The following is a 22,813-nucleotide window of genomic DNA, read 5'->3' as shown; positions in this document are numbered from 1 at the left end:
TTTTTATATCCGTCAACCATTATCTCAATGGTTTTCTTATCTTTTTATTCTTCTAACAACTTTGGATTTTCTTCCAAGCGTTTTTTAAATTCCTCTTTGGTTAATTTTTCAATGGGAATGAGAAAAACTTCTTCCGTGCCCTCGCATACAAATTTATCGTGTTCAAACAATTTATATATTTTTGTGCCAGGAGTTACTCTTTTCATTGATTCCATTTCTCTTCCTCCCCACCTCTGGTTGTAATCTTCTGGATATTCGCTGGTTCTTCCAATGCTTCCATTAATTCTTCCACAGCAAATTGGCATGTATCATTAACTGCCAACATGATTACCCAGTCTACCTGAATACCCGGTCCCCACTCCAGAGGATGAGCCAATTGCATAATGGCAACGGCAGGCTTGATAGTCTGAGCAGGCTCTGCATGCGGGATCGCGATACCACCTGCGAGTGATGTTGTCCCAAGCTTTTCGCGTTCCCACACCTTCTGTACGAATTCGGGTTTTACGTAGCCTTTTTCTACTAGCTTGTGAGCAAGAAAAAGAATTGCTTCTTTTTTATTAGAAATGTTGCAATCTGAAAAAATAAGATCCGTCACAAATAAATCCTGCATGTGTAATGGTGTCCGTTGATCACTATCTGCTTGTCCACCCGTCCAATCACCCACCATTAATAAGCGATCTAAAAACGAAAATCCACTTCCCTCAATTAAATTCTGTAAGGAGATAAAGGGTAGCCCATCTACCAATGGATCAATCGTGCCTACAACCGCTAAAATATGATATTCCTCTTTCCACTTTGTATAGGAGGAGCGTACCGTATGAGTATTTGCAAACAAATAATGTAGATCCCCACCACGATCTCCCACATGCTCGCTCACAATTTGTCCGAGTTGACGTGCTGCCCCTTCCCCAGTCAAACAAACCAACATCAATGCTTTGGGCTTGGCTATTTTCCACTCATCTAAAAAAGGGGAAACTGGCATACGCCATTGAACAATTTCCTGTGCCACATGAGACAATGACTTTGGTGCGTACAAGCAGCGACGCATAACCTCCATAGCAAATGGCAAGCTCAGAGGTGCAAATATTAACGTTTCTACCTGAACATGTTCCCGCCAAATCTCTTCACTACCTACCATCCGTCCAGCATCTGCCAAGACGACAACTCCCATACCATGGTCTGCCCGTTTAATAGCAGAGCTAACTTTAGACAAAAAACGCTCCTCCGAATCATCTACAGAGAGACTAACTGCTTGAATATGATGTTGCCCAAATAAAGAATGTAGTTGTTCTGCCATACTCTCAGCAATACTACCGTATGAAACCAAAACCATACCGACAGTTGGTGAATTTTTTTCAATAAGGGTGCAATGCTTCACATATCGAGCCAGCATTTCTGTTTCTGCCTTCGTAATGCTAATTCCCCAAGTGCTTTTTATTACCTCTGCCATCTCTTCGGCAACAATCCATTCCATTGACAAGTAAGTAGTAGTTGCCTCGCTTTTTCGATCCCCATGATAAATCTGATTTGGCTCTGTAACCTGATAACGTTCTAACATCCCTTTCACATGCAAAGCAAGAGCCATTAATAGCTTTTCATGATCGAGCACAAGGTGCCTCTCTGCAATCCATAGCATTTGCTCTACCATTTGCATGACCTTTTCTCCGACAAAAATACTTAGACTGCGAGCACGCTCTGCATCTGACTTACGTTTTCCACTGTCATCTCTCAATCGTTCTCGGCATTCATGTTGCAATTGGAGTCGAATTAGTTCAGGCTGAACCCCTTGTTGATTCATTTGTGCAAAACTGTAGCCAATGATAGATTGAGTCAGGCGCTACAGCCGTCGGAGAGCTTTGTTTCGTTCTTTCATCACTTTGCGGAGTAGAAATGGTTTCAAATAACCAATCTATTAATTCATTGCAAACAAAAGCGCGGATTTCTGCTCGTAACTGCGTAATGTTAGCCGTATACCCATTCATCAGTTTTTTACTTTCTCCGCATTTATCCATACGAATCGGACAACCAGCTTGTTGTGCTTGCTGTTGAATCATATCCTCAAGAAAACGGAGCTGTGACTCTTTCGGCCATGATGCTAAGGCTGGTAAGTGGATCTGAATGGGAAACAAGCGATGCATGAAGTCAGTATTATCCCAGCCTGCTGTATTCGTGCTTGACGCGAAAACGAATATGGGTGAGTCCATCTCTCGTACACGCTTGAGCACCCCTTCTATAGACTTCAGGGATAAAAGCTGAATTTCCCGAATATACAGTGCACCACCTACACCTTTATAGCTACAAAGTGTATCGTGAATCCGTTGCTCAAATAACGGCCCTTCCGGTATCTCTCGTATATCTATCTCTATAAAGATAGCTTCTGATGTAAGTTGTTTCTCTTGTTTCGCAAAGGAAAAGGCTGCTTCTGCAATAGCTCGCTTACCTGTGCCCTTTTCTCCCTGAAATAAAATTGGTAGCTTTTGATATGGGTATAAAATGACTGCCTTCACCTGCTGTACAAATGGCAATAAGAAACCATCACTCTCGATCAAATCAGCAAACTGCCGTAGTCTTCGTTGTGCTGACTGTTCCTTGTTTTGAGAAACAAGTGTTTCTGTGGTCAAAGACATCTCTAGCCAATTTTCTTGCTGTTCTTTCCGCAAATTCATCACAGTAAATTTTGATATTTCAAACCCTATTTTGCGTAGCTCTCCTGTTAGTTTGCGATCTGATATCTGTGAATGCTCCTTTAGAATCCGGTTCATTTCTGCTGTCAGCAATGGTAACCGTCTTTTACGGGAATCAGGGATATGAAACTGTTGGCGCAATAACGTACATTTATCTCTCCTAATTCCTAATTTTGCGGCAATCTCTTCGTCAGTCAGCGGATTTTTGGGATCTTCCTCCTGTACAATCCGCAGTAGCTGTGTCTTCATTTGCCACCATTCCTTCCCTTTTTAGCAGAATCCCTGATAACTACTCACAATTTCTTTCAATCCCTGAGTCTTCTACATACCGACCACTCATTATATACCAGTGGTAGAAATTGTTCTTCATAAGCACAAAAGTGCGATACAAACGTAGACGAACCAGGAGATACATGCTCTCCTGGTTATACCTACTTGTAATCGTTAAAGGAACAAGTGATCTTTCGTTATTTTATTTTTATCACATCTCGCGTTGTTGTAGCATCTTTCTTTTGTCCCGTCGTCTCAAATAAATAGCTGTACCTATGGCAATAGCACCAATCCCAATGATACCGACGTACCCCAGCTTAGCACCAAAAACGAATAATGCTGTCGTAGGAACCGCACCATCCACTAAGGAAGAGATTGCCGCAGCCCCCTCAGGGAATTTGAACCCTGCCATAGTTGCCGCAGTAGTAATAAGCGGAGATACGTAAGTGGCTAATAATAAGCCCAGTCCCAGAGCGATCGTTGACCCGAGAACAGTACGTACCACGTTTCCTTTAAACACAGGAACCATTAAGCAGACAATAAACGGAATGGTTGCTAAATCTCCGAAAGGTAACACCTTGTTACCAGGAAGCAGTACTGCCAATGCCAAAACAATAGGGATCATAATTAACGATGAGGCTATAGCGGCTGGATGTCCTACTGCGAGCGCAGAGTCCATCCCAATATTTACTTCACGATCTGGGAACTTACTGCGAACAAATTCCGAAGCCGCTTCCGATACTGGTAATAATCCTTCCATAAGAACAGCTACCATTCGAGGTAACAGGAGCATAACAGCAGCTGTATTTACCCCAAGGGTTAAGACATCCTTCACACTCCACCCAGCTAAAAGACCGATAATAATACCTAGAATAAGACCTAGTACGGTTGATTCACCCAACACGCCCATCCGTTTTTGAATGGAATCTGGGTCAGCTTTTAAGCTACGCAACCCTGGAATCATATTAAATAATTTTTCGAGCGGCATGGCGATCACATAAAAAGCAGTAGAAGTACCATGCGGGAATGTAACTCCTTGATAACCATAAAATTCAGACACATGCTTAGAAGACATGTCCGCTAGTACAAGTAATACGATTGCATGAACAATCGCTGTCAATAAACCCATCGGTACACTATCGGTCATAACTGTCACCAATGATCCAGTAAATGCGATATGCCATAGGTTCCATACGTCTACATTTAATGTCTTAGTGAGTCCGAATACTAGCATTGCTAGGTTGACCCCAAGACCAATCGGGATAGCAAGAGCTCCTATCGTTGTACCAAACGCAATGGCTGAACTAGCTGGCCAGCCTACATCGATAATCGTTAGCTCCACTCCTAGATTTTTGACCATATCTTGAGCTGCAGGACCAAGTGAACTGCTAAGTAATCCAATAATCAGATTGACCCCAACAAATCCAATCCCGATAGTGAGTCCAGCCCGGAACGCCTGTCCGGGCTTCGTTTTTAAGAGAATCGCAAAAATGAAGATGATAATGGGCAATACGACAGTTGGCCCTAAATTAACAATCTTTTGTAAGTACTCCATTCCCTCATCCCCTAACTCAGTAAAATGGCTATTCGTTCATCCGTTTCTCAATTTCGGCAAACACTTTTTCTTTACCGATTCCTGTTAACAACGGAACAGCGTTAATCACCTTTTCTTGTAAATTAGTTGGTACTGCTGTAGTGGAAATAATCAGGTCGTATTGATCACCCTTATTTAAAACATCGCTTACTTTTGATTGCTCTAAATTAGCCTCTAATCCTTTTTCTTGGAAGAACGTTTTTAATTTCTGCATAACCACTGTAGAAGTTGCTACCCCTGTACCACAAATCACCATAACTTTTTTCTTTGCCATAATGAATTCCTCCTAAAATTAGTGGTTGTAACTGTTAGCTGGCTGGATAACTGAAAAAAATTCTACCGGAGTACTAGCCTGACTAAGTGCCTCCAAGCGTGAAGCATCCTGGATGAACGTCATAATCTCTTCCAACATTTCCAAATGAGCCTCACTTTTTTCAATCGCTAGCATGATAATAAGCTTGACTGAAATCGTTTTGCTTGCATCAGCCATACAGTGAAATTTTGTACCTTGTTTCACTACACCCAATGCAATGGTTTGCTGTTTAACGTGACACGCATCCGTATGTGGAATAGCCACATGTACATCAGCCAACTCTAAACCAGTGGGATAATGCTTTTCACGATCCTTGACAGCGTTTACATAACTTTCATGCACAAAGCCCTTACTCCATAACGATTTTGCCATGATTTCTAGGATAACGTCTTGACGGGTCTCATCTGGAAATATAAACAAATGATCCGTTTGCACCATCTCAAAAAATGACATGTGGATTCTCCCTTCTATCTAAGCTGTCTCTGTCTTTTTTGTGCAAAAAGCCAACATTTCTATACAAAAAGGGCCAGATCGTATGACATTCATACAAATCTAGCCCGTGGCTCTTTTCACAAATTATTCCATTGTTTCCTGTTACATTTGTTCTTACTTTTATCATTTGTTCCTTACAGCTTTATCATACTATCCTCGCAAACAAACGTCAACAACATTTTCTTCACTTTTTATACCGAAAAAGAAAAGAAAGCGACCCATGGTCACTTTCTTTTCTACATTTTCTACCATTATTCCTCTGTATCAATAACTCCATGTCTGGTTTGAATAATCGCCTTACCACGTACCTTAATAGCAGATGTATGCTCCGTAAATTGGGCTAACATTACTTCGCCCTTATCTAGTTTTTCTGTATGGTGAAAACGTGTATCTGTACCACGGGTCAATCCGATCACATGTACTCCATTTTCTTTTGCTTTAATAACAAAAAAGTCTTGGTTGCCATTGCTTCGTTGTTGATGTTGGTCCATCTTTTTGTCCCCCTAAGAGAATTTCTCTCTTTACTATACCCTACCTAATCTTCCGCTTGCAATTTCGTCGTTATCTTGGCGACATAACGCTGTGTCTCTTGAGGAAGATTAGCTGCTAGACGGTCAAAATCTTCATCTGTCTCAATTCCAGCCCTTCTGACTCGACCAGATCCTGCATTATAAGCAGCCAATGCAACCTTTACATTACCATCATATCGGTCGAGTAATTTGCCCAGATATTGAGTACCGCCTGTCAAATTTTGATCCGGATCATAAGAATTGCGTACCCCTACACTACGAGCAGTATCATCCATTAATTGCATGAGACCTTTTGCTCCAGCATGAGAAGTAACAACAGGATTAAAATTAGACTCGGCTCGTACCACCTCTTTGACCAAGTCAGAGTTTACGCCAAAACGTTTGCTCACCTGCTCAATTTTATCCACGATCTGCTGACGGCTCCATGTCATAGATTCGCCCCTACTAAAGGAAAGGTCAGGAGAGGTTGAAGAATAGTTCATTGAAGAATTCCAATTATCTTGCTGCTTCGTCCCATCTAACTCAGCTAGGACCTGCTCTTTAGAGATTACATGTTGATATTTTTGCAACTCACTATCAAATACATCCGAAAACAAGGGATCTTGTCCATTTGAATTCGCCTGATTATCCAATAGCTCTTGAATTTGTGCTACCTGACTAACATCACCTGATGCCCATTGCCCATTAGATGCAAGGTTCCTAACGAACTGATTACTATCTATTTTCACGATTAGATCATCCATTCTCCTCTGTCTTTTATGTTCTATTATAAGGGAAAGCTTTCCATAGAGCCAAGAGAAAAAAGACCTGGGTGCGGAGAAAAATCTTTACTTGAATTTTTTAAAAAACGAAAATGATGAAACATTTTAGATAAGTATGCGTATAACCGAACAGGTACATTCTTTCCTAATTTATCTAGTAAGGAAGTGGTGCGATACGTGAGTGAGTTTTTGTTAGTCTTATTTTATTTTCCAATAGCAGTAGGGATTTTAACGATTATTGGTACGCTAATCTGGAAACGATTTTATGTCATGCCTGTTGGGACTTTCCTTTTCTTTACGATCTTAACCTATACTTATTTTGGTGATACATTTTTTATGTGGTCCGTTGTGTATGCTGGTCTATCCTTGTTTGTTTCTCTTATGACTTCTTGGGTGTATCATGTGTTTCTACGAAATAAATAACTCGTCTGTACTGAACGTAAGAATGATCAGCCTTCGACCTGTTGCGTATTAAATGAAAAGAATCCATTTTGCAAAAAATTTGCAACAAAATGGATTCTTCCCTATAACACCTTTATAAAAAAGTTTGAGCAATTTCAGAGTAATTTGGCTTCCTACAGAATAGAACCAACATGTGTCTAGCCCAGTTATCCTGTCCGCCTTCTTGCGGCCTTTTTACATTACTAAAAATTTGCAAGCTCTTCCGAATGGATCATAGTTTTCCGCGAAGGACGAATGTAGATAGTCGTATACATAAAGTTTCTTTTCTAAAAAACACCTCTTCGCATAGTAATGCTGAAGAAGTGTTAGATTCTAAGTGGTCGGAATGCAGGGATTCGAACCCTGGACCTCACCCACCCCAAGGGTGCGCGCTACCTGGCTGCGCCACATCCCGATGTTTTAATTTGGATAAACTTCGTAAAGCGTTGATTTAGCGGGGATTTTTCACCTGTTAACAGTCGCGCCTAATTGTTCGATTATTCAAAGTATATCATACAGCCCCGCACCCCCGCAATACCTAATAGCGCACCCCTCGTTACTGTTTATATGACTCTCAAACGTACAATATTTCTTTTTCGGGTTAAATTATTCGGTATCTTAACGCGGTCAGATCGTACACATCATCGGTTTGATTACGCTATCTGACATGATTATGACTTAAAGAAGTAAAATTACGCTAGCCTTCCGGGGCTGTTGCTTCTATTTATATCAAGTGGAATAACAAGTCTTTAATCTAGTGATTACACTCTTACTAATAAACTTAAAATGTAATTATTATACAATTCGCATTACGGGAGGATTCCACATTGAGAAAAATAGCCGTTGTAGGATTTGTAGTAGGTCTTATACTATCTAGTTACTCTGGAACGTCTAATAATGGAACTGAAGTTAATGGCGTCACCAAAACGGTTAAAAGCACCTAGCACACCGTCCGTAGAGAAAACACTTACTTCTACTGAACAATCAGCTATCGAATATATAACCGTCATGCAAAACGGGCAAGATACGGAATTGAAAAAGAAATTTGTAGCTGAAAAGATCACTTCGGAAGTGCGTCCTATATTTGAAATGGCAACGAAATCTCCGTCAGCAAAATCAGCTAAACATGATAATGCCACGGTTGTTAAATCTGTGGATCACGAAATGGGTGGCAAAAAAGCAACCGCGGTCCTTATTGTTTGCGATAAAGAAAGTGAAAAATCAGTGGAAGAAATCGTCCTCGTCTCTGATGGTAAAGTTGGATGGGTACATACAAAAGCAGATTCCCCTGAGCAGTTCGATAAGTTCCGAGGGATATTTAACGGTATCATACAACTTGGCTACACCCCTCACCGTCAGAAACTCGCCTCCGTTCTCGGATACCTCGCGCCATACTTGACGGCTAATTCGATGTTATAACGTTTACTTTCCGTTAGTCTATAGTTAATCGCCATGATTTCGTCATGATCGAGGTCAGGCTTTGACACTAACGATAATTCTCTTCGGTATTTAAGGTACCATTCGCGTTGCTCCGGCAATACAAGTCGCATGGAGCCGAATAGGTCGTTAATCTTTGTTCGTTTTTGTATAGTAGAACTCGTCCTCCGTCCACAGCCAATCTATCAAGACTAGGTTAGGTGGTACGATGATGTCAACGATTTGATCGACGTGGATCGTATAAGAGTCCGCCGAATTTATAAAACAGCTCAATTCCTTTCATCGAGCCTTGCCCTTTAATTGTCATGTCCAAATGTTTCTCCATGATGTGCGGAAGGTGTGACATAAACACGTCTGCCGATAGTTCATTCGCGTACGCAATAAAGTCACGATTGTGAAGACGCCATTTATAAAGCGCACTAACTGAATACTTCGCCTGCTCCGAAATCTCGTCGAGAGTCAAGCGACCTTGTTCGCCATCATTTGGATTGCAATAAGAAGTTGTTGACCGCGAGTAATTGGGCATCGATTTCTTCGCGTGTTAATTTCGCTTCTAATTTTCGTAAACCTTTCGCCATGATTTCGTTCTCCTTTCGCTAGTATGCATTGTAACATTCAAAACGTTCACGCTTTCTCGGTAAGTAAAGACGACCACAATCGTTATAAAGCTTATTTTCATAGTAAGGGATTAACGCAAAAAAACCCCGGAAGAAATCCGAGGTTCACTTTTCTTATTTCACAATATCATAGGTAAAAAAAATTTTATAAAAGAAAAGAATTATACCAATTGAAATGTAAATAAGAAGAAAAGAACTAATATAATTGAATATTTTTCTTATCCTTGGTAATTTTTTATTGTTATAAAAAATCAATAAAATAAGTGTAAGTACAAGAAAAGTTATATAAAAAAGAATAACCCATTTATTAAACATGATATTTAATAGTATCATTCCGAATCATACGCGTCTCTGAATGAGCGTTTAACCTTTCTTTCATGTAGGAAAATATCAAGTAAATTTGAACCAGCCCACCCAGTAAAACCTAATGCTGCAAAGTGGCTAAGATTTTTTGATCTTGCCAACTAGATTTAGCACTCGATAAGACAATTTTCTTCAAAAATAATCATCTCCATTTAGGTATTTTTTGTAAAACGAGACTTGATTGTACTAAATTTTTTTAAAAAATACAAATCATACTATAAATAGATTTTTGCTCATTTTCTTTCATATAAAAACAAAATTTACTTCTCCTACTAACACCAATTTACCCATACGTTAATACCGGCCGAATTGTTTGGTTGTTAATCGTTTAACCATCGGTGTTTACCGTCTCCTTTCCATTGTTTATCTATATGGACCGTTGGAAGCTCCGCAAGATTAGAACGCCTGCTAACGCGCTTAATCCAACTGGTACTCCGATAAGCTATACGACCCATATCGGTATAGTGAACGTCATTGACGCGACCTCCTTTCGTTTCAATAGAAATAATGCGGAACCAAAGAACGGCGCCGCGTCTACATTTGGGTAAAACACCCCGTCGATCCGTCTATTCAGGACGGGACATATAGTCATTTACTATAAAAGGCGTGTTACTTTAATGAGGGAGTGAAGACATGAAACGAAAGGGTAATAAGAGAGCCATTCGACACGTGCAGTATGACGGGTATCCGTATCCGTACGATCCTTATTTCTTGCCGTACCCGTACCCATACCCGCACCGATCGAGTGACGATGTAAACCGCGGTATATGTACCCAAGATTATTATGACTGCTTACGCAACTGTCACCACACTTACGATCCTTACGCTTACTGCCGATCCGAATGCATCGCTAATTATAACTATTGTTTAAATCAGATCTAATGTCTGCAAATTCCTTTCGTCAGTCATCCGGCTTTCCTCGTAAGTAATCGACACTATAACCGCTAGCCACTGTGACTCGCGCACTTCTCAAACGAGATCGGCGTATTTTTACTTAGAAAGACGAGCCCAAGACAGTCTAAGCAACAAAACACCATCAAAAAGTGATAGATTTGAGGGAATAGTATTCTAATCTTACCTTCCTAATTTCCAATAATTGACTCAAATCCAATTAGCTGTTTAAATAAAGGTGCTACCCAATTGAACTTTTGGTAGGTAATTATAGATTACATCTTTTATAAATAAGAAAGGGTGTTTTTTTGAAAAAGTATTTTTTAATTACTTTAACCTTGTCAATTGTTATATTTAGTTCTTTCTTTTCTCCTAACGCAGACGTCCATTCAAAGAACAGTGAATATGAGTTACATACTACAAAAAAAGATTTTGAAAAAGCTTTAAAAAAGAATGGTGTGGCCTTCATAGATACTGAACTAGTTCCACTGGAAACTATAGACAGTTATTATGATAGTGAAGATGAGGGAGTGAAAAAGTTTCAATCTTTTAAATCAAATGAAAACCCTTCTTTACACGTTGATGAAAAGCCTACTTCTAAGATTGATGCGTACGGGTTAATTCAAGATGGAGATAAAGAAATACCTGTTTATATCATAAGTCCAATTGATACGGTAATGCCGAAAAATATGAATAAACAAGATATCATTGAAAAAGTAATTAAAGCTGCTTTAAATAATTATTATGCTAAAGAGAAGACAGATAATCCCCCTAATAGTCTAGTTCCGTTTGCTATGGGAACCTATGAACCAAAAGCTTCAGCACTTAAAGTAAATCATACTTGGTCTACTAATGATTCTTATTGGTTAACCATATATAGAGTATATGAAGCTCCACGTTCAGGTTCAAATGTTTATACATTTATGCAAGCTGATCATGAGTATCTGGGCCCGACTAAAGGGAATAACAGAATTATACCATGGACATTTAAAACCCAATGGATAGCTAGATATGATGGACTGATGCATAAACCACAGCCTCAGAACATAAAAGGAGAAAGTGATATGTCTATAGCTATTAATAAATATATTACTTTGTCAGCTGATTTCATTACAGGTTTGACTCTGAAACATGAGTTTTCCATGTTAAATAATCACGCTGTGTGGACAATGCACCCCTATAATTTTGCTTCCTTCCGAAAAGGTTTTCAATTCTCACAAGGAGCATACATTGATAAAGGGGCTGATTGGAATTCTGTTAACCTCCAAGTATGGGATGAATTTTGGCTGACTCATAGTACTGGTTCAAATTCTGCTGACTTACAACATAAATATAATGTGAAATATTTCTATAAAGACGACAGATTAAGACTTACGACTAAAGAATAAACACTTTATATTTTTCTGGAGGTAAATTTTGAAAATACTTATATTTGTACTATGTTTGATGATCTTTACTATTAATTCTTATCTTTATATTTTTGTGAGTAGTTTAGAAAGAAATCATCATCCCACAGAAACCCAAAGCATATTTTATTTAATTAATATCGTGCTTCTTTTCTTGGCTGTTCAGACACATAAAAAATATAAGTAATAGTAAAGTTATATTTTGTGATCGTAATTTCTAGAATATCGAAATGACCTTAACTGACGACTACTGAATTTAGGCGTCAGTTTTTTATTCCATCATCCTACCACTTTCGACATAGAGGCGGCCTGTTCCTCGTCAATTCTATTTATCTGCTCAATTTAGTTATTTTAATTTACACACAATTTTAATATGGTAATATTAGTAAAATATGGTATCATTAACAATATATTAAATTAATATAGAAGGAGGTGCTAGTGTGTTAAGAAAATTTTCTCTATCCTTCTTCCTTTTAACCATGATGCTTTTCTACAGTCTACCTGCCTTTGCTGCTCCGGGAGAAAATCGGCTCAATCCTGGTGAAGGAATGAATAGGGGACACCAGCTAGTGTCTAATAATGGGCTGTATAAATTGGTCTTCCAAAAGGACGGGAATCTTGTACTTAAAGGAAGAGGCACAACATTGTGGTCTTCCAACACTTACGCTGCTTGGGCCGTAGTCATGGATAAAAACGGTGCTCTTACAATTTGGACTTACCCTGTTGTACTTTGGAGTAGCGGAACTCATAATCCAGGCGCATACTTAATCGTTCAAGACGATGGGAATGTAGTCATTTACAAAGATCAAATAGCCCTATGGTCCACTGGTACGGGCCAGTAGTTCTCGCACACTGCCTTTATAGGCGGTGTTTTTTTAATTTCGATCCATCAATTATTCACAATGAGTGATCCTACCAAAGCGTTGAGCATTCGATCCATCTCCATCGCCTTCGTAGCAAGCGGCAATACTCGTCCATTGTGTGACAAATAGGAATCTATGAAACTCATCCTGATTTATTCCATCCACTCTACTGCTTATCGTTTCTTTTATTCTATCTTTAGCATAAATATATCGTAAAATTAGAGTTACAAAAAAACTACCTGAATAAAAGTCACTCGGCAAAAGGAATATCTTAGTAAATCATTTATTAATAAAAATTATATTGGTAATTTTTAGAAATATATGATATTATTTCCACGTAACAGCATTTCATATGAAAGGAAGTGTTCATGTGGTAAAAAAAGTTACTGCTTCATTTTTTCTCTTTGCCATGATGCTGCTATTAAGCATCCCAGCCTTCGCGGCTTCAGGAGAAGACCACCTAGATCCGGGTGAAAAACTTGTCAAAGGACAATATCTAAAGTCAACAAATGGTGAGTATCAATTGGTCTTGCAAGATGATGGAAATTTCGTACTTTACGGAAGAGGTAGAGCTTTATGGTCCTCTAACACACATGGTCACGCTGCTAGTAACGTAATTATGCAAGGAGACGGCAATCTAGTAATATACGGATACCCTAATGCAATCTGGCATTCCGGAACCCACAATAATCCCGGAGCTAGATTGGTTGTTCAAAACGATGGTAACGTGGTTATATACTTAGCTCAAAAAGCTATTTGGTGGACAGGTACAAACTAGTTTTCTTTAAAAGCGCACCTCCATTTAGGGAGGTGCTTTTCCATTTATGTCAATCAATCTATTTTGCTATTAAATAATGACTATATCTTAATGAATTTGAGTTATGAAAAAAGCCCACGATTCCTATAAATAAGGATTTGTGGGCTTTAGCTTTGCATTGATATCATATTAAAAGTGGTTCGTGATAATACACTAAAACCCGCCTTTCAAAGGAAAGCGCGGGTTTTCACTTTCTTGTTATCATAGGAAGTAAAATCGGCTCGCTCTTCGCGACAGGACACTAAGCTTTGATGTATTGTAAAACCTCTGCACGTGCATTAGCATCTTTTTCAAATACTCCACGAACAGCTGTAGTTACAGTAGAAGAGCCAGGCTTTTTCACACCGCGCATCGTCATGCACATATGCTCTGCTTCTACCATCACCATAACACCATGTGGCTCTAGTTTCTTCATAATCGCGTTAGCCACAGTGGAAGTAATACGTTCTTGCAATTGTGGACGACGTGCTACAGTTTCCACAGCTCGTGCTAATTTGCTCAAACCTACAACTCGTCCACCTTTTGGTATATAAGCTACATGCGCTTTCCCAAAAAATGGTACCAAGTGATGTTCACACATAGAATAAAAAGGAATATCTTTAACAAGTACAATTTCTTCATGATCTTCGCTGAATATGGTTTCGAAGTAAGTCTCTTCGTCAACATTCATGCCTTCAAAGGCTTCTGCGTACATTTTTGCTACACGTTTTGGTGTATCCAATAAGCCTTCGCGGTCTGGATTTTCACCGACAGCTTCTAGGATCATTCGAACAGCTTGTTTTATTTTTTCGTGATCTACATTCATAATGACAGCCTCCTCAAACCCTTCGCAACAAGAACAAGCCAATTTTATCATACCCTATATAAAAATACAAAACACTAATGTGTAGAAACTTACTTATTACTATATCCTAATTAGATTGCTTTTTCATCCTTTATGATAAGATTTTACAGATTAGAGGAGAGAAAACGCTACAATGACGAGTCCCTGACTCTACTAGTATCTGGATTACAATGCGAAAAAATGAGATGCTTTTTCTATTTGTTGTAATCACCAAAAAAGGCCCCCTAAAAGAAGTTAGCTAATAACCCGCTACTTCTCTTGGGGACCTTTTATATGTAAGATCTTGGAGCTTCAATCTATTTGATTGAATCCTTCAGCTGTTTACCAGGTTTGAAGGCAGGAATCTTACTGGAAGCGATCTCGATCTCTTCCCCTGTTTGTGGGTTGCGGCCTTTACGAGCAGCACGTTCGCGCACTTCGAAGTTTCCAAAGCCGATTAGTTGAACTTTGTCTCCCTCTTTTAGCGCATCAGAAATCGCATCAAGAACAGCGTCAACTGCTTTTGTAGCATCTTTCTTAGTTAGTTCAGACGTTTCAGCTACCTTTGCAATGAGTTCTGTTTTATTCATTACGTTCACCTCCCCTCAAAACTTGGAGTTGCATGTATGGTATTACATGTCTTAACAGATTCAGCTAATTTTATACGCAGAATGGCGTAATTATGCCTTCTGACAAGCTTATAGTAATACAGAGATTTTATTTTTACAAGACTTTTCCACTTGAAATGCGAAAAACAGTTCTCTAGCAGGAGAACACTCGTAAAAAAACCACTTTAATGCCTAAAAAAACATTCATTACTCATCTTTTCATAAATGAAAAAATGTGTTTCTTTTTCAATCAAAATCAAAAAACTGTTTATAGGAATCTCTATCTCGCTCACTTCTATGCAAGGGGGAAGCTTTATTATACTGCCCAGTTTTGTTTGATGGAGCGGGTGTATTCCTTCTATATGTCATTTTATATTTTCTTCTCTTCCATAACAAAAAACCCTGTTCTCTTCCTTTTGGTCCTACAAAGAAAGAAACAGGGTTTTATTTAGTGAATTCACCTTTATAAGATGATGGCAATGAGGCCCCCTGAACCTTCGTTAATAATGCGTCCAAGAGTCTCTTGCAATTTATAGCGAGCATTATCAGGCATCATCAAAATCTTGGCCTGGATACCTTCACGTACAATGGAATGTAGAGATCGACCAAAAATATCAGAGTTCCAAATAGCCAACGGATCTTTATCAAAGTCTTGCATCAGGTATCGCACCAATTCTTCGCTCTGTTTCTCAGTACCAATAATCGGTGCAAACTCAGATTCCACATCAACACGAATCATGTGAATAGATGGTGCTGTAGCTTTTAGACGCACACCGAAGCGTGGTCCTTGCCGAATCATCTCTGGCTCATCCAAAGTCATTTCATGCAGGGATGGGGCCGCAATTCCATAGCCCGTGGAACGTACCATATGCAGTGCCTCTGCTACCTGATCGTATTCGCGTTTTGCATGGGCAAATTCTTGCATAATTCGTAGTAAATGATCCTTGCCACTGATTTCCTCGCCAACGATTTCCATCAGGATTTGATCGTACAGATGATCAGGGGCTATTAAATCAATCTCTGCGACACCGTGTCCCATATCCATACCGGCTAATGCGGCTTTTTCAATAAACTCATACTCATTAAATTGTCCTACTACACGGTCCACATCGCGTAGACGACGAATATCTTTAACGGTCTCACCAACTGCTTCTTCATAGTTTTGGCGCAACCAATGGCCGCTCTCAAGTACCATGACCCAGCTTGGCAGATTTACGTTTACCTCATGCACGGGGAATTCAAATAATACTTCTTTTAAGATCAAGAGAACTTCCGACTCTGACATTGAATCAACAGAGAGAGCCACAACCGGAACATCATACTTTTCTTGAAGTTCAAGGCGTAATGCTTGTGTTTCGTCAGAGCGAGGGCGGGTTGAATTAATTAAGATGACGAAAGGCTTGCCTACTTCCTTCAATTCAGCTACTACTCGTTCTTCTGCATTCACATAGCCTTCACGAGGTATTTCAGCAATGCTACCATCTGTGGTAACAACAATTCCGATGGTGGAATGCTCCTGGATGACTTTCCGCGTTCCTACTTCCGCAGCCTCTTCAAACGGGACTGGTTCTTCATACCAAGGTGTATTGACCATACGAGGCCCATTTTCATCCTCAAACCCTTTTGCTCCAGCTACCGTATATCCTACGCAATCCACAAGGCGTACATTTATATTAAGGCCTTCTGTTACGTTTATTTGTACAGCTTGGTTTGGAACAAATTTAGGCTCGGTCGTCATGATGGTTTTGCCAGAAGCACTCTGCGGTAGTTCATCCGTGGCACGAATACGATCTGCCTCGGATGGAATATTAGGAATGACCGCTTGCTCCATAAAACGTTTGATAAACGTTGACTTACCAGTACGGACAGGACCCACAATCCCAAGATAAATATCACCGCCCGTACGCTCTGCTATGTCTTTAAAGATATCGATTCGTTCCACCATCGAAAACCTCCTTGTGATTGTCTATTTAAATCTATGGCTCTTTTTCTCATTTATCCCTGATTTCGAATATTTTATATAATCTTTTTTGTACAAGTGTTGTGGACAGTATCAATATATGAATAGATACTATTTTTAGAACTAAAAAAAGACGCCTGCAATATGCAGACGCCCATTTCATTATTCCCGTTTATTTCCTACTATTTAGTTATAATTTTAACAATTCAGGTTCATGATTAACCAGTTTGTACGGAAAGGATTTCACAGGCACAAAAAATGTTTCCCGTGCTAATACATAGCGTGGATCTGTTCCCTTTGGTACATTCCATTTCTTTTCACGTAATAGCGTAGCGATATCAATGGCGTAATCAATCCCTACTTCACCTTTAGCATTCATAATTAATGAGAGAGTATTTTGTGTATACGGACTACTAATCACGGGCTCCTTCATGCCTATAAGATCATAGCGAATTGAAAAATACCCATTGCTAATGTGCTCCTTAATAGGTAGCTTATCATTAGAAATTTGATAGCGAATGACAGCTTGTTGCACATCTGCTACCGTGCTAACTGTAGGTAAATTGATGAGTTTTACCTGTGGCTTCTCTTCCACATCAACCAAAACGTATTTAAAGTTTCCTCCTTTTTCAAAAGCATTAGCTGGGGCATCAGGTAAGTACTTTGGGACCAACTTAGTAAAATCCACTTCATACTTTTCAAAATAAGGCGTTGACGCATCCTTAGTGACAATAGGTAAAATACCAGATTGTTCTTGAAGTTGCTCTACTGCCTTTTGTGTTTGTTCTACATACATCGGATGGGGCACCTGATTCTCCGATTTCCGATCTGCTGGGTATAAGCAACCGCTTACGAAACTTGATACCAACAGTAAAAGAGTGAATAATTGAACCTTCTTCTGAATCATGCTGTTCCTCCTACCATTCTTCCTCCTCGAGGCGTTGACGCTCCAAGGCTTTCTCCACAACTGATTTCAATCTGGACTCAGGAACACGAACAATAAGGTCTTCTTCAAGCACACGTGCTTGACAAGCTAAACGTATTCCCCTCGCTCGATCACGCTCTGATAGTTTACGTTCTTCACTAGCTGATAATGATGAGACTGTGCCCTTCTCAATCGTTACTTTGCATAACAAACAAGCTGCATTTCCATCACAACGGGTAGGTATAGCTACACGAGCTACTCGGGAGAGCTGCAGAACTGTTTGTCCAGGACGAGCTTTTATGGTTTTTTTACTTGGAAAAAATGTTACTTTTGGCATTCTTGCTCCCTCACTTTAGTATGGGACATGCCACAACCGAATGGCTCCCTCTTCGTGCACTTGGATTTGGCACCCCAAACGATAATGCTCCTGACGCTCTGCTTTTTTCAGACGTAGCTTCTCTTCTGTTGTGACCTCATTAAGAAATTCTGCCCCCTCCAAAACTTTGGTGCGGCATTGTGCGCAGATACCTCGTTCGCATGCATGACCCCATTGAATTTTATTTTTTTTTGCCAATTTTACAACAGTCATATTTTTTTCGATTATTACATCATGAGTGGTCCCCAGCTTAGTAATTAATGTCAACTCTTTCATTCTATCATCTCCTAGACTAGCAATACGATTAAAATCATACCAAACACAATCAACAGCATGAGAAATGCCAAGATTTTAAGAATAATACCTAGGAATGTCCCCGCTTTTTTCCGTGAGAATAACAAGAGTAAATTGCACACAAACATAAGAAAAATCGCAAGAAGCGAAATATTCATTTTAGTCATGGGGTCAATGTACATATTCTTCTGCGTCCTTTACTTTTTCTTTTTAGCCTGATTATAGCATAATTATCCGGGGCACGAACCTATTTAAGAGCAGTGGCATATGATATTGAGATAATCCACGCCCATTTGGAGGGAGCTACATGAGTAAGCGAAAATGGCGAAATCCTTACGTCACCATTAATAAAAAACCTTCTCGTCCGAGTGCCAATAAAGCCAAAGCAAAAGCAAAAGGAAATGTAAATATTGCTGTACAAGAACCTGTAGTGAAAGAAATTTCTCAGAAAAAGGGGCTCTTATCAAAGCTGCCATCTCTAGACATCCTCAGTAATCTTGACCTGCGTACTTCTGTCACCAAGGTGAGAAGTAACATTAAAGGAATTAGTACAACAATTCGCCAAATGGAAGATACAATGGAATCGATCTTTGGTGCGATGGAGATGTTGGATTCATTCAAGAAGGTAAATAAAACAGAGAACGTAAAAACAGCGAGTGAAATACCTCCTCAGAAAAAACAACAACATGAGTCTGCCTTCCTTTTTGAGGACGAGGAGGAGATTGAAGAGGAAGCCCCTGTTCAGGAAAATACGTCAAACCCTTTTAGCGGACTAGACATCGGACAATTGTTGGGCTTGTTGCAATCACCGTTAGTGCAAAGTCTTCTAACTCAATCATCGAACGATTCTGGTAAACGAAAAAAAGAGGGGTAATATCCCCTCTTTTTTTCTTAATTGGATAGAGCAGCCATGTCCCTGTAGAGCCATGATTGTTCCTATTTTACTCTATGTGATTGTAGAAGGCTGGGAACTGACGCAATGGCCCATTTATGAGTAAAAGGGGCCTATTTCATTTTATCAAGCATGCCAGAGAGATCATCCGGATTAAAGGAACCATTTTGAACCATTCCCATAATCTCTTCTTCCTTTTCTGGACTAATTGCTACTCCACTCATCATGGAAACCATTTTGATTAGCTGACGTAGCTTCTTCTCGTCTTGTATATCCTCTTTATTAAAAGAACTAGCGAGTTGAAACAACTGTGATTGATCAACGTTAGTCTTGCCCGTTAACTTGCTCAACAAACTTCTAGATATACGCTTATTCATGTGTAACTCCTCCTCATACGTCCCATTCATAACAATGGGTACTCTCTTTAGAGTATGAAGCAGGAGCAAAAATGGTGTAATGCCTATTTATCTTTATAGCGAACGATATCTTCTAGTTCAAGTCTACGTCCTCGCCCCATCAGCTCTTCTACCGCCTGACGTGGGGAACAGTCTCCAAAGAAGACCTGAAAAAACACCTTGGTAATTGGCATGTCTACGCCTTCTCTCTCAGCTAGTGCTTTTGCAGCCTTAGTGGTGCGCACACCTTCGACAACCATTCCCATATGAGCAAGTACTTCATCAAGATTTTTTCCTTGACCCAGCATATAGCCAGCTCGCCAGTTACGACTGTGCTTACTGGTACACGTCACCACCAAGTCTCCTACTCCTGCAAGCCCCGCAAACGTTAACGGATTAGCACCCAATTTTACGCCTAAACGCCCTATTTCGGCCAAACCACGGGTTAACAATGCAGCTTTTGCATTGTCCCCATAACCTAATCCATCGCTAAGACCTGCTCCGAGCGCAATAATATTTTTTAATGCACCTGCAATTTCAGCACCAATCATGTCAGGGTTTGTATAGACACGGAAGTAAGAATTCATCAATATATCTTGGGCTTTTAGCATGCTTTCTTCACATTCAGAAGCTACAACGACTGTTGTTGGTGATTTTTGAATCACTTCTTCAGCATGACTTGGTCCTGTTAATACAACAACGCGATCGCCAATCTCTTTAGGTACCTCTTCTCTGATCACCTCTGACATGCGTTTTAAGCTCTCTAGCTCAAAGCCTTTCGTTGCATGGATAATCGTCACATCTGAGTTTAGCCACGGAGATATTTGCTTTACTACCTCTCGCATCGCTTTTGAAGGCAATGCCAGAATAATGGCAGTCTGCCCTGTAACAACTTGTTGTAGGTTCGTTTCTGCCACGATCGTGTCAGGCAAGGTAATGCCTGATAAGTATTTTTCGTTGGTATGGTTTATGTTGATTTCATGTGCATTCTTTTGATCACGAACCCATAATGTCACCTGAAAATCATTCGCTGCACAGACTGAAGCTAGGGCGGTACCCCAACTGCCTGCTCCAATCACTGCTATGCGCTTGGTCAACATTCTTCCCTCCACTCAGCTTAGTTTCCTATTCGATTTATCACCAAGTTTACGCTCTGTTCCGTTCCATAGATTAACCAGATTGGAATAATGCCGATAATAAGCCAATGCAGGAATGGCTAAGGTAATCCAGAAAACATAAATGTCCTGTTTAAAAAACCAAATCAATATAGGAAATAATGTAACAAAAAGCAACGATCCTACAGAGACATACTTGGTAATAGCAATACAGATAATAGTCAGAATCGTACAAATCAAAAATGCTAGTGGCGATAAGGCCAGTGCTACCCCAACAGTTGTAGCAATGCCTTTGCCGCCACGGAATCCATAAAAAATGGGCCAATTGTGGCCAACGATCGCTAATATTCCAGAAAAAGCATACGCCACAGCATCTCCATCAGTAAGCCAATGAGTTACGTACATGGCTAGCACGCCTTTTAATAGATCCAATAGTAGAACCAGAATCGCGGGGCCTTTACCGAGTACACGAAGCGTATTAGTCGCTCCAGCATTCCCACTACCATGGCTTCGGATGTCAATACCCGCTACTTTTTTTGCAACTAAATAACTAAAACTAACGGAACCGAGCAAATAACTGATGACTAGAGAAATCAACACCATCATTGCATTCTCCACTCCCTATGTTTTCTTACGGGTTAAAATACGGATTGGCGTTCCTTCAAATTCAAACGCTCCGCGAATTTTATTTTCTAAATATCTTTCATAGGAGAAATGCATTAACTCAGGGTCATTTACAAACACAATAAACGTTGGTGGTTTGACAGCAACCTGTGTCGTATAATTGATTTTAAGGCGTTTTCCTCTGTCTGTTGGCGGAGGTGCCATGATAGTAGCATCCGTAATCAAATCATTTAAGACTGACGTATTCACACGCATCGAATGTGAATCTGCCACAGCATTTACTTTAGATAAAATGGTATGAACACGTTGTTTTGTCTTCGCAGAAACATAGAGAATTGGTGCATACGACAAGTACTTGAACTCTTCACGGATCAATTCCGTAAAACGTTGCATGGTTTTATCGTCTTTTTCCAAAGCGTCCCATTTGTTCACTACAATGATAACTCCGCGACCAGCTTCATGTGCATATCCAGCAATCTTCTTATCTTGCTCGATGATGCCTTCTTCCCCATTAATTACCACCAGTACAACGTCAGAATCCTCTATCGCTTTAAGTGCACGCATTACGCTATACTTCTCTGTACCCTCGTACACTTTGCCTTTTTTACGCATGCCAGCTGTATCTACCAGCACGTACTCCTGACCATCACGTTCAAACGGCGTATCGATGGCATCACGTGTTGTTCCTGCTATTTCACTGACAATAACACGCTCTTCACCTAAGATTGCATTGGTTAGAGAAGATTTTCCTACATTAGGACGACCAATGATAGACACACGAATCACATCATCGCGTTTCTCCTCTTCATCCACAGGAGGCAGGTGATGGAAAACTTCATCTAGCATATCACCTAAGCCAAGACCATGTGATCCTGAGATCGGGAATGGCTCACCTACGCCCAGCTGATAAAACTCATAAATATCATTACGCATCTCGAAATTATCTACTTTGTTAACAGCTAATACAATTGGCTTACCTGTCCGGTTTAACATACGAGCTACATTCAAATCAGCATCCGTCACTCCAGCACGTACATCAACGATCAAAATGATAACATCCGCCTCATCAATAGCCAACTCTGCTTGATAGCGCATTTGCGTTAAAATTTGATCTGTCTCAGCAAACTCTATTCCGCCTGTATCAATCACGTGAAATTCACGATTTAGCCATTCACCTTTTGCATATAAACGGTCACGTGTAACACCTGGCTTGTCTTCTACTATAGCAACTCTTTCGCCGATCAATCGATTAAAGATCGTTGACTTACCCACATTTGGGCGGCCTACGATTGCAACTACTGGTAATCCCATACTACACAACA

General features: G+C 40.0%; 27 protein-coding genes and 1 tRNA gene. 6 read left to right on the top strand and 22 right to left on the bottom strand.

Going from position 1 to position 22,813, the window contains the following annotated elements; translation table 11 throughout:
* Positions 1 to 44: 44 nt before the first annotated feature.
* The 8 genes from BrL25_RS25285 to BrL25_RS20355 all read right to left on the bottom strand — a co-directional run bounded on the left by BrL25_RS25285 (position 45) and on the right by BrL25_RS20355 (position 6,626).
* On the bottom strand, positions 45 to 215 hold the full coding sequence (locus tag BrL25_RS25285) for a hypothetical protein (protein WP_018670121.1): 171 nt from the start codon (positions 213 to 215) through the stop codon (positions 45 to 47).
* Positions 203 to 1,798, bottom strand: a complete 1,596-nt coding sequence (locus tag BrL25_RS25860; protein WP_236848070.1) for a PTS sugar transporter subunit IIA — start codon at positions 1,796 to 1,798, stop codon at positions 203 to 205. Before BrL25_RS25860 ends, BrL25_RS25285 begins: the two co-directional genes overlap by 13 nt.
* Complete coding sequence (locus BrL25_RS25855; RefSeq protein WP_236848069.1) at positions 1,773 to 2,933, bottom strand: transcriptional regulator; 1,161 nt, start codon at positions 2,931 to 2,933, stop codon at positions 1,773 to 1,775. Before BrL25_RS25855 ends, BrL25_RS25860 begins: the two co-directional genes overlap by 26 nt.
* A 232-nt stretch (positions 2,934 to 3,165) precedes the next feature.
* Entirely contained in the window at positions 3,166 to 4,509 is a 1,344-nt protein-coding gene (locus tag BrL25_RS20375) for a PTS galactitol transporter subunit IIC (RefSeq protein WP_018670122.1), read from the bottom strand.
* A gap of 28 nt (positions 4,510 to 4,537) precedes the next feature.
* Positions 4,538 to 4,822 (bottom strand): PTS sugar transporter subunit IIB, encoded by a 285-nt coding sequence (locus tag BrL25_RS20370; protein WP_018670123.1) that lies wholly within the window; start codon positions 4,820 to 4,822, stop codon positions 4,538 to 4,540.
* Positions 4,823 to 4,840: 18 nt separating this feature from the next.
* Entirely contained in the window at positions 4,841 to 5,314 is a 474-nt protein-coding gene (locus tag BrL25_RS20365; RefSeq protein WP_018670124.1) for a PTS sugar transporter subunit IIA, read from the bottom strand.
* 290 nt (positions 5,315 to 5,604) lie between these two features.
* Complete coding sequence (gene mtrB, locus BrL25_RS20360) at positions 5,605 to 5,844, bottom strand: trp RNA-binding attenuation protein MtrB (protein WP_018670126.1); 240 nt, start codon at positions 5,842 to 5,844, stop codon at positions 5,605 to 5,607.
* A 44-nt stretch (positions 5,845 to 5,888) separates the two neighbouring features.
* The gene (locus BrL25_RS20355; RefSeq protein WP_018670127.1) at positions 5,889 to 6,626 is read right to left on the bottom strand and encodes a lytic transglycosylase domain-containing protein; all 738 of its coding nucleotides are present in this window, start codon (positions 6,624 to 6,626) and stop codon (positions 5,889 to 5,891) included.
* 195 nt (positions 6,627 to 6,821) lie between these two features.
* Between BrL25_RS20355 and BrL25_RS20350 the strand changes: the two genes are divergently transcribed.
* Positions 6,822 to 7,067: a DUF2651 family protein gene (locus BrL25_RS20350; protein WP_018670128.1), complete on the top strand. Its 246-nt coding sequence runs from the start codon at positions 6,822 to 6,824 to the stop codon at positions 7,065 to 7,067.
* Positions 7,068 to 7,423: 356 nt separating this feature from the next.
* Here the strand turns inward: BrL25_RS20350 and BrL25_RS20345 are convergent.
* Positions 7,424 to 7,500 (bottom strand) — tRNA-Pro (locus BrL25_RS20345).
* Positions 7,501 to 7,982: 482 nt separating this feature from the next.
* On the opposite strand from BrL25_RS20345, the gene BrL25_RS24935 reads away from it, so the two are divergent.
* A complete protein-coding gene (locus BrL25_RS24935) occupies positions 7,983 to 8,504 on the top strand; it encodes a hypothetical protein (protein WP_018670129.1) in 522 nt (173 codons plus the stop codon).
* Here the strand turns inward: BrL25_RS24935 and BrL25_RS26580 are convergent.
* Both BrL25_RS26580 and BrL25_RS20335 read right to left on the bottom strand, forming a co-directional pair.
* A complete protein-coding gene (locus tag BrL25_RS26580) occupies positions 8,441 to 8,635 on the bottom strand; it encodes a YolD-like family protein (RefSeq protein ID WP_081621579.1) in 195 nt (64 codons plus the stop codon). The two genes, BrL25_RS24935 and BrL25_RS26580, sit on opposite strands and share 64 nt — an antisense overlap.
* 101 nt (positions 8,636 to 8,736) lie before the next feature.
* A complete protein-coding gene (locus BrL25_RS20335) occupies positions 8,737 to 9,048 on the bottom strand; it encodes a phBC6A51 family helix-turn-helix protein (protein ID WP_236847711.1) in 312 nt (103 codons plus the stop codon).
* Positions 9,049 to 10,701: 1,653 nt separating this feature from the next.
* Between BrL25_RS20335 and BrL25_RS20330 the strand changes: the two genes are divergently transcribed.
* The 3 genes from BrL25_RS20330 (at position 10,702) to BrL25_RS20320 (ending at position 13,440) form a co-directional block, all read left to right on the top strand.
* Complete coding sequence (locus BrL25_RS20330) at positions 10,702 to 11,781, top strand: hypothetical protein (RefSeq protein ID WP_018670133.1); 1,080 nt, start codon at positions 10,702 to 10,704, stop codon at positions 11,779 to 11,781.
* Positions 11,782 to 12,239: 458 nt separating this feature from the next.
* Positions 12,240 to 12,641, top strand: a complete 402-nt coding sequence (locus BrL25_RS20325; protein ID WP_018670134.1) for a hypothetical protein — start codon at positions 12,240 to 12,242, stop codon at positions 12,639 to 12,641.
* 391 nt (positions 12,642 to 13,032) lie between these two features.
* Entirely contained in the window at positions 13,033 to 13,440 is a 408-nt protein-coding gene (locus BrL25_RS20320; protein ID WP_018670135.1) for a mannose-binding lectin, read from the top strand.
* A gap of 280 nt (positions 13,441 to 13,720) precedes the next feature.
* Here BrL25_RS20320 and folE read toward each other — a convergent pair whose 3' ends face one another.
* The 7 genes from folE to BrL25_RS20280 form a co-directional block, all read right to left on the bottom strand.
* Positions 13,721 to 14,287 carry a GTP cyclohydrolase I FolE gene (gene folE, locus BrL25_RS20315; RefSeq protein ID WP_176452330.1) on the bottom strand — a complete coding sequence of 189 codons (567 nt, stop codon included), beginning with the start codon at positions 14,285 to 14,287 and terminating at the stop codon, positions 13,721 to 13,723.
* Between the two features lie 332 nt (positions 14,288 to 14,619).
* Positions 14,620 to 14,892, bottom strand: a complete 273-nt coding sequence (locus tag BrL25_RS20310; RefSeq protein WP_003338529.1) for an HU family DNA-binding protein — start codon at positions 14,890 to 14,892, stop codon at positions 14,620 to 14,622.
* A 481-nt stretch (positions 14,893 to 15,373) separates the two neighbouring features.
* On the bottom strand, positions 15,374 to 16,852 hold the full coding sequence (gene spoIVA / locus BrL25_RS20300; RefSeq protein ID WP_026315015.1) for a stage IV sporulation protein A: 1,479 nt from the start codon (positions 16,850 to 16,852) through the stop codon (positions 15,374 to 15,376).
* A 208-nt stretch (positions 16,853 to 17,060) separates the two neighbouring features.
* Complete coding sequence (locus BrL25_RS20295; protein WP_018670139.1) at positions 17,061 to 17,777, bottom strand: YphF family lipoprotein; 717 nt, start codon at positions 17,775 to 17,777, stop codon at positions 17,061 to 17,063.
* A gap of 10 nt (positions 17,778 to 17,787) precedes the next feature.
* Entirely contained in the window at positions 17,788 to 18,132 is a 345-nt protein-coding gene (locus BrL25_RS20290) for a 2Fe-2S iron-sulfur cluster-binding protein (protein WP_018670140.1), read from the bottom strand.
* Positions 18,133 to 18,147: 15 nt separating this feature from the next.
* Positions 18,148 to 18,447 carry a 2Fe-2S iron-sulfur cluster-binding protein gene (locus BrL25_RS20285; RefSeq protein ID WP_018670141.1) on the bottom strand — a complete coding sequence of 100 codons (300 nt, stop codon included), beginning with the start codon at positions 18,445 to 18,447 and terminating at the stop codon, positions 18,148 to 18,150.
* An 11-nt stretch (positions 18,448 to 18,458) separates the two neighbouring features.
* Positions 18,459 to 18,593: a DUF2768 family protein gene (locus BrL25_RS20280; protein WP_231929042.1), complete on the bottom strand. Its 135-nt coding sequence runs from the start codon at positions 18,591 to 18,593 to the stop codon at positions 18,459 to 18,461.
* Positions 18,594 to 18,772: 179 nt separating this feature from the next.
* Between BrL25_RS20280 and BrL25_RS20275 the strand changes: the two genes are divergently transcribed.
* Positions 18,773 to 19,339: a hypothetical protein gene (locus BrL25_RS20275; protein WP_018670142.1), complete on the top strand. Its 567-nt coding sequence runs from the start codon at positions 18,773 to 18,775 to the stop codon at positions 19,337 to 19,339.
* A 131-nt stretch (positions 19,340 to 19,470) separates the two neighbouring features.
* On the opposite strand, the gene BrL25_RS20270 is transcribed toward BrL25_RS20275, so the two are convergent.
* The 4 genes from BrL25_RS20270 to der all read right to left on the bottom strand — a co-directional run bounded on the left by BrL25_RS20270 (position 19,471) and on the right by der (position 22,802).
* Positions 19,471 to 19,734: a stage VI sporulation protein F gene (locus BrL25_RS20270; RefSeq protein WP_018670143.1), complete on the bottom strand. Its 264-nt coding sequence runs from the start codon at positions 19,732 to 19,734 to the stop codon at positions 19,471 to 19,473.
* An 83-nt stretch (positions 19,735 to 19,817) separates the two neighbouring features.
* Complete coding sequence (locus BrL25_RS20265) at positions 19,818 to 20,852, bottom strand: NAD(P)H-dependent glycerol-3-phosphate dehydrogenase (protein WP_018670144.1); 1,035 nt, start codon at positions 20,850 to 20,852, stop codon at positions 19,818 to 19,820.
* A gap of 12 nt (positions 20,853 to 20,864) precedes the next feature.
* Positions 20,865 to 21,470: a glycerol-3-phosphate 1-O-acyltransferase PlsY gene (plsY, locus tag BrL25_RS20260; protein WP_018670145.1), complete on the bottom strand. Its 606-nt coding sequence runs from the start codon at positions 21,468 to 21,470 to the stop codon at positions 20,865 to 20,867.
* Between the two features lie 18 nt (positions 21,471 to 21,488).
* Positions 21,489 to 22,802, bottom strand: a complete 1,314-nt coding sequence (der, locus tag BrL25_RS20255) for a ribosome biogenesis GTPase Der (protein ID WP_018670146.1) — start codon at positions 22,800 to 22,802, stop codon at positions 21,489 to 21,491.
* Positions 22,803 to 22,813: the final 11 nt, after the last annotated feature.

Origin of the sequence: Brevibacillus laterosporus DSM 25 (assembly GCF_002706795.1) — a bacterium.
Classification (GTDB): Bacteria; Bacillota; Bacilli; order Brevibacillales; family Brevibacillaceae; genus Brevibacillus_B; species Brevibacillus_B laterosporus.
This window is presented reverse-complemented; position numbering and strand designations above follow the sequence as displayed.

What these genes read in the sequence shown, in the direction of transcription:
- BrL25_RS25285 (WP_018670121.1), bottom strand. Translation starts at nt 215, where the DNA reads ATGGAATCAATGAAAAGAGTAACTCCTGGCACAAAAATATATAAATTG.
- BrL25_RS25860 (WP_236848070.1), bottom strand. Translation starts at nt 1,798, where the DNA reads ATGAATCAACAAGGGGTTCAGCCTGAACTAATTCGACTCCAATTGCAA.
- BrL25_RS25855 (WP_236848069.1), bottom strand. Translation starts at nt 2,933, where the DNA reads ATGAAGACACAGCTACTGCGGATTGTACAGGAGGAAGATCCCAAAAAT.
- BrL25_RS20375 (WP_018670122.1), bottom strand. Translation starts at nt 4,509, where the DNA reads ATGGAGTACTTACAAAAGATTGTTAATTTAGGGCCAACTGTCGTATTG.
- BrL25_RS20370 (WP_018670123.1), bottom strand. Translation starts at nt 4,822, where the DNA reads ATGGCAAAGAAAAAAGTTATGGTGATTTGTGGTACAGGGGTAGCAACT.
- BrL25_RS20365 (WP_018670124.1), bottom strand. Translation starts at nt 5,314, where the DNA reads ATGTCATTTTTTGAGATGGTGCAAACGGATCATTTGTTTATATTTCCA.
- mtrB (WP_018670126.1), bottom strand. Translation starts at nt 5,844, where the DNA reads ATGGACCAACATCAACAACGAAGCAATGGCAACCAAGACTTTTTTGTT.
- BrL25_RS20355 (WP_018670127.1), bottom strand. Translation starts at nt 6,626, where the DNA reads ATGGATGATCTAATCGTGAAAATAGATAGTAATCAGTTCGTTAGGAAC.
- BrL25_RS24935 (WP_018670129.1), top strand. Translation starts at nt 7,983, where the DNA reads ATGGAACTGAAGTTAATGGCGTCACCAAAACGGTTAAAAGCACCTAGC.
- BrL25_RS26580 (WP_081621579.1), bottom strand. Translation starts at nt 8,635, where the DNA reads ATGCGACTTGTATTGCCGGAGCAACGCGAATGGTACCTTAAATACCGA.
- BrL25_RS20335 (WP_236847711.1), bottom strand. Translation starts at nt 9,048, where the DNA reads ATGCCCAATTACTCGCGGTCAACAACTTCTTATTGCAATCCAAATGAT.
- BrL25_RS20310 (WP_003338529.1), bottom strand. Translation starts at nt 14,892, where the DNA reads ATGAATAAAACAGAACTCATTGCAAAGGTAGCTGAAACGTCTGAACTA.
- BrL25_RS20295 (WP_018670139.1), bottom strand. Translation starts at nt 17,777, where the DNA reads ATGATTCAGAAGAAGGTTCAATTATTCACTCTTTTACTGTTGGTATCA.
- BrL25_RS20290 (WP_018670140.1), bottom strand. Translation starts at nt 18,132, where the DNA reads ATGCCAAAAGTAACATTTTTTCCAAGTAAAAAAACCATAAAAGCTCGT.
- BrL25_RS20285 (WP_018670141.1), bottom strand. Translation starts at nt 18,447, where the DNA reads ATGAAAGAGTTGACATTAATTACTAAGCTGGGGACCACTCATGATGTA.
- BrL25_RS20280 (WP_231929042.1), bottom strand. Translation starts at nt 18,593, where the DNA reads ATGTTTGTGTGCAATTTACTCTTGTTATTCTCACGGAAAAAAGCGGGG.
- BrL25_RS20275 (WP_018670142.1), top strand. Translation starts at nt 18,773, where the DNA reads ATGAGTAAGCGAAAATGGCGAAATCCTTACGTCACCATTAATAAAAAA.
- BrL25_RS20270 (WP_018670143.1), bottom strand. Translation starts at nt 19,734, where the DNA reads ATGAATAAGCGTATATCTAGAAGTTTGTTGAGCAAGTTAACGGGCAAG.
- BrL25_RS20265 (WP_018670144.1), bottom strand. Translation starts at nt 20,852, where the DNA reads ATGTTGACCAAGCGCATAGCAGTGATTGGAGCAGGCAGTTGGGGTACC.
- plsY (WP_018670145.1), bottom strand. Translation starts at nt 21,470, where the DNA reads ATGGTGTTGATTTCTCTAGTCATCAGTTATTTGCTCGGTTCCGTTAGT.
- der (WP_018670146.1), bottom strand. Translation starts at nt 22,802, where the DNA reads ATGGGATTACCAGTAGTTGCAATCGTAGGCCGCCCAAATGTGGGTAAG.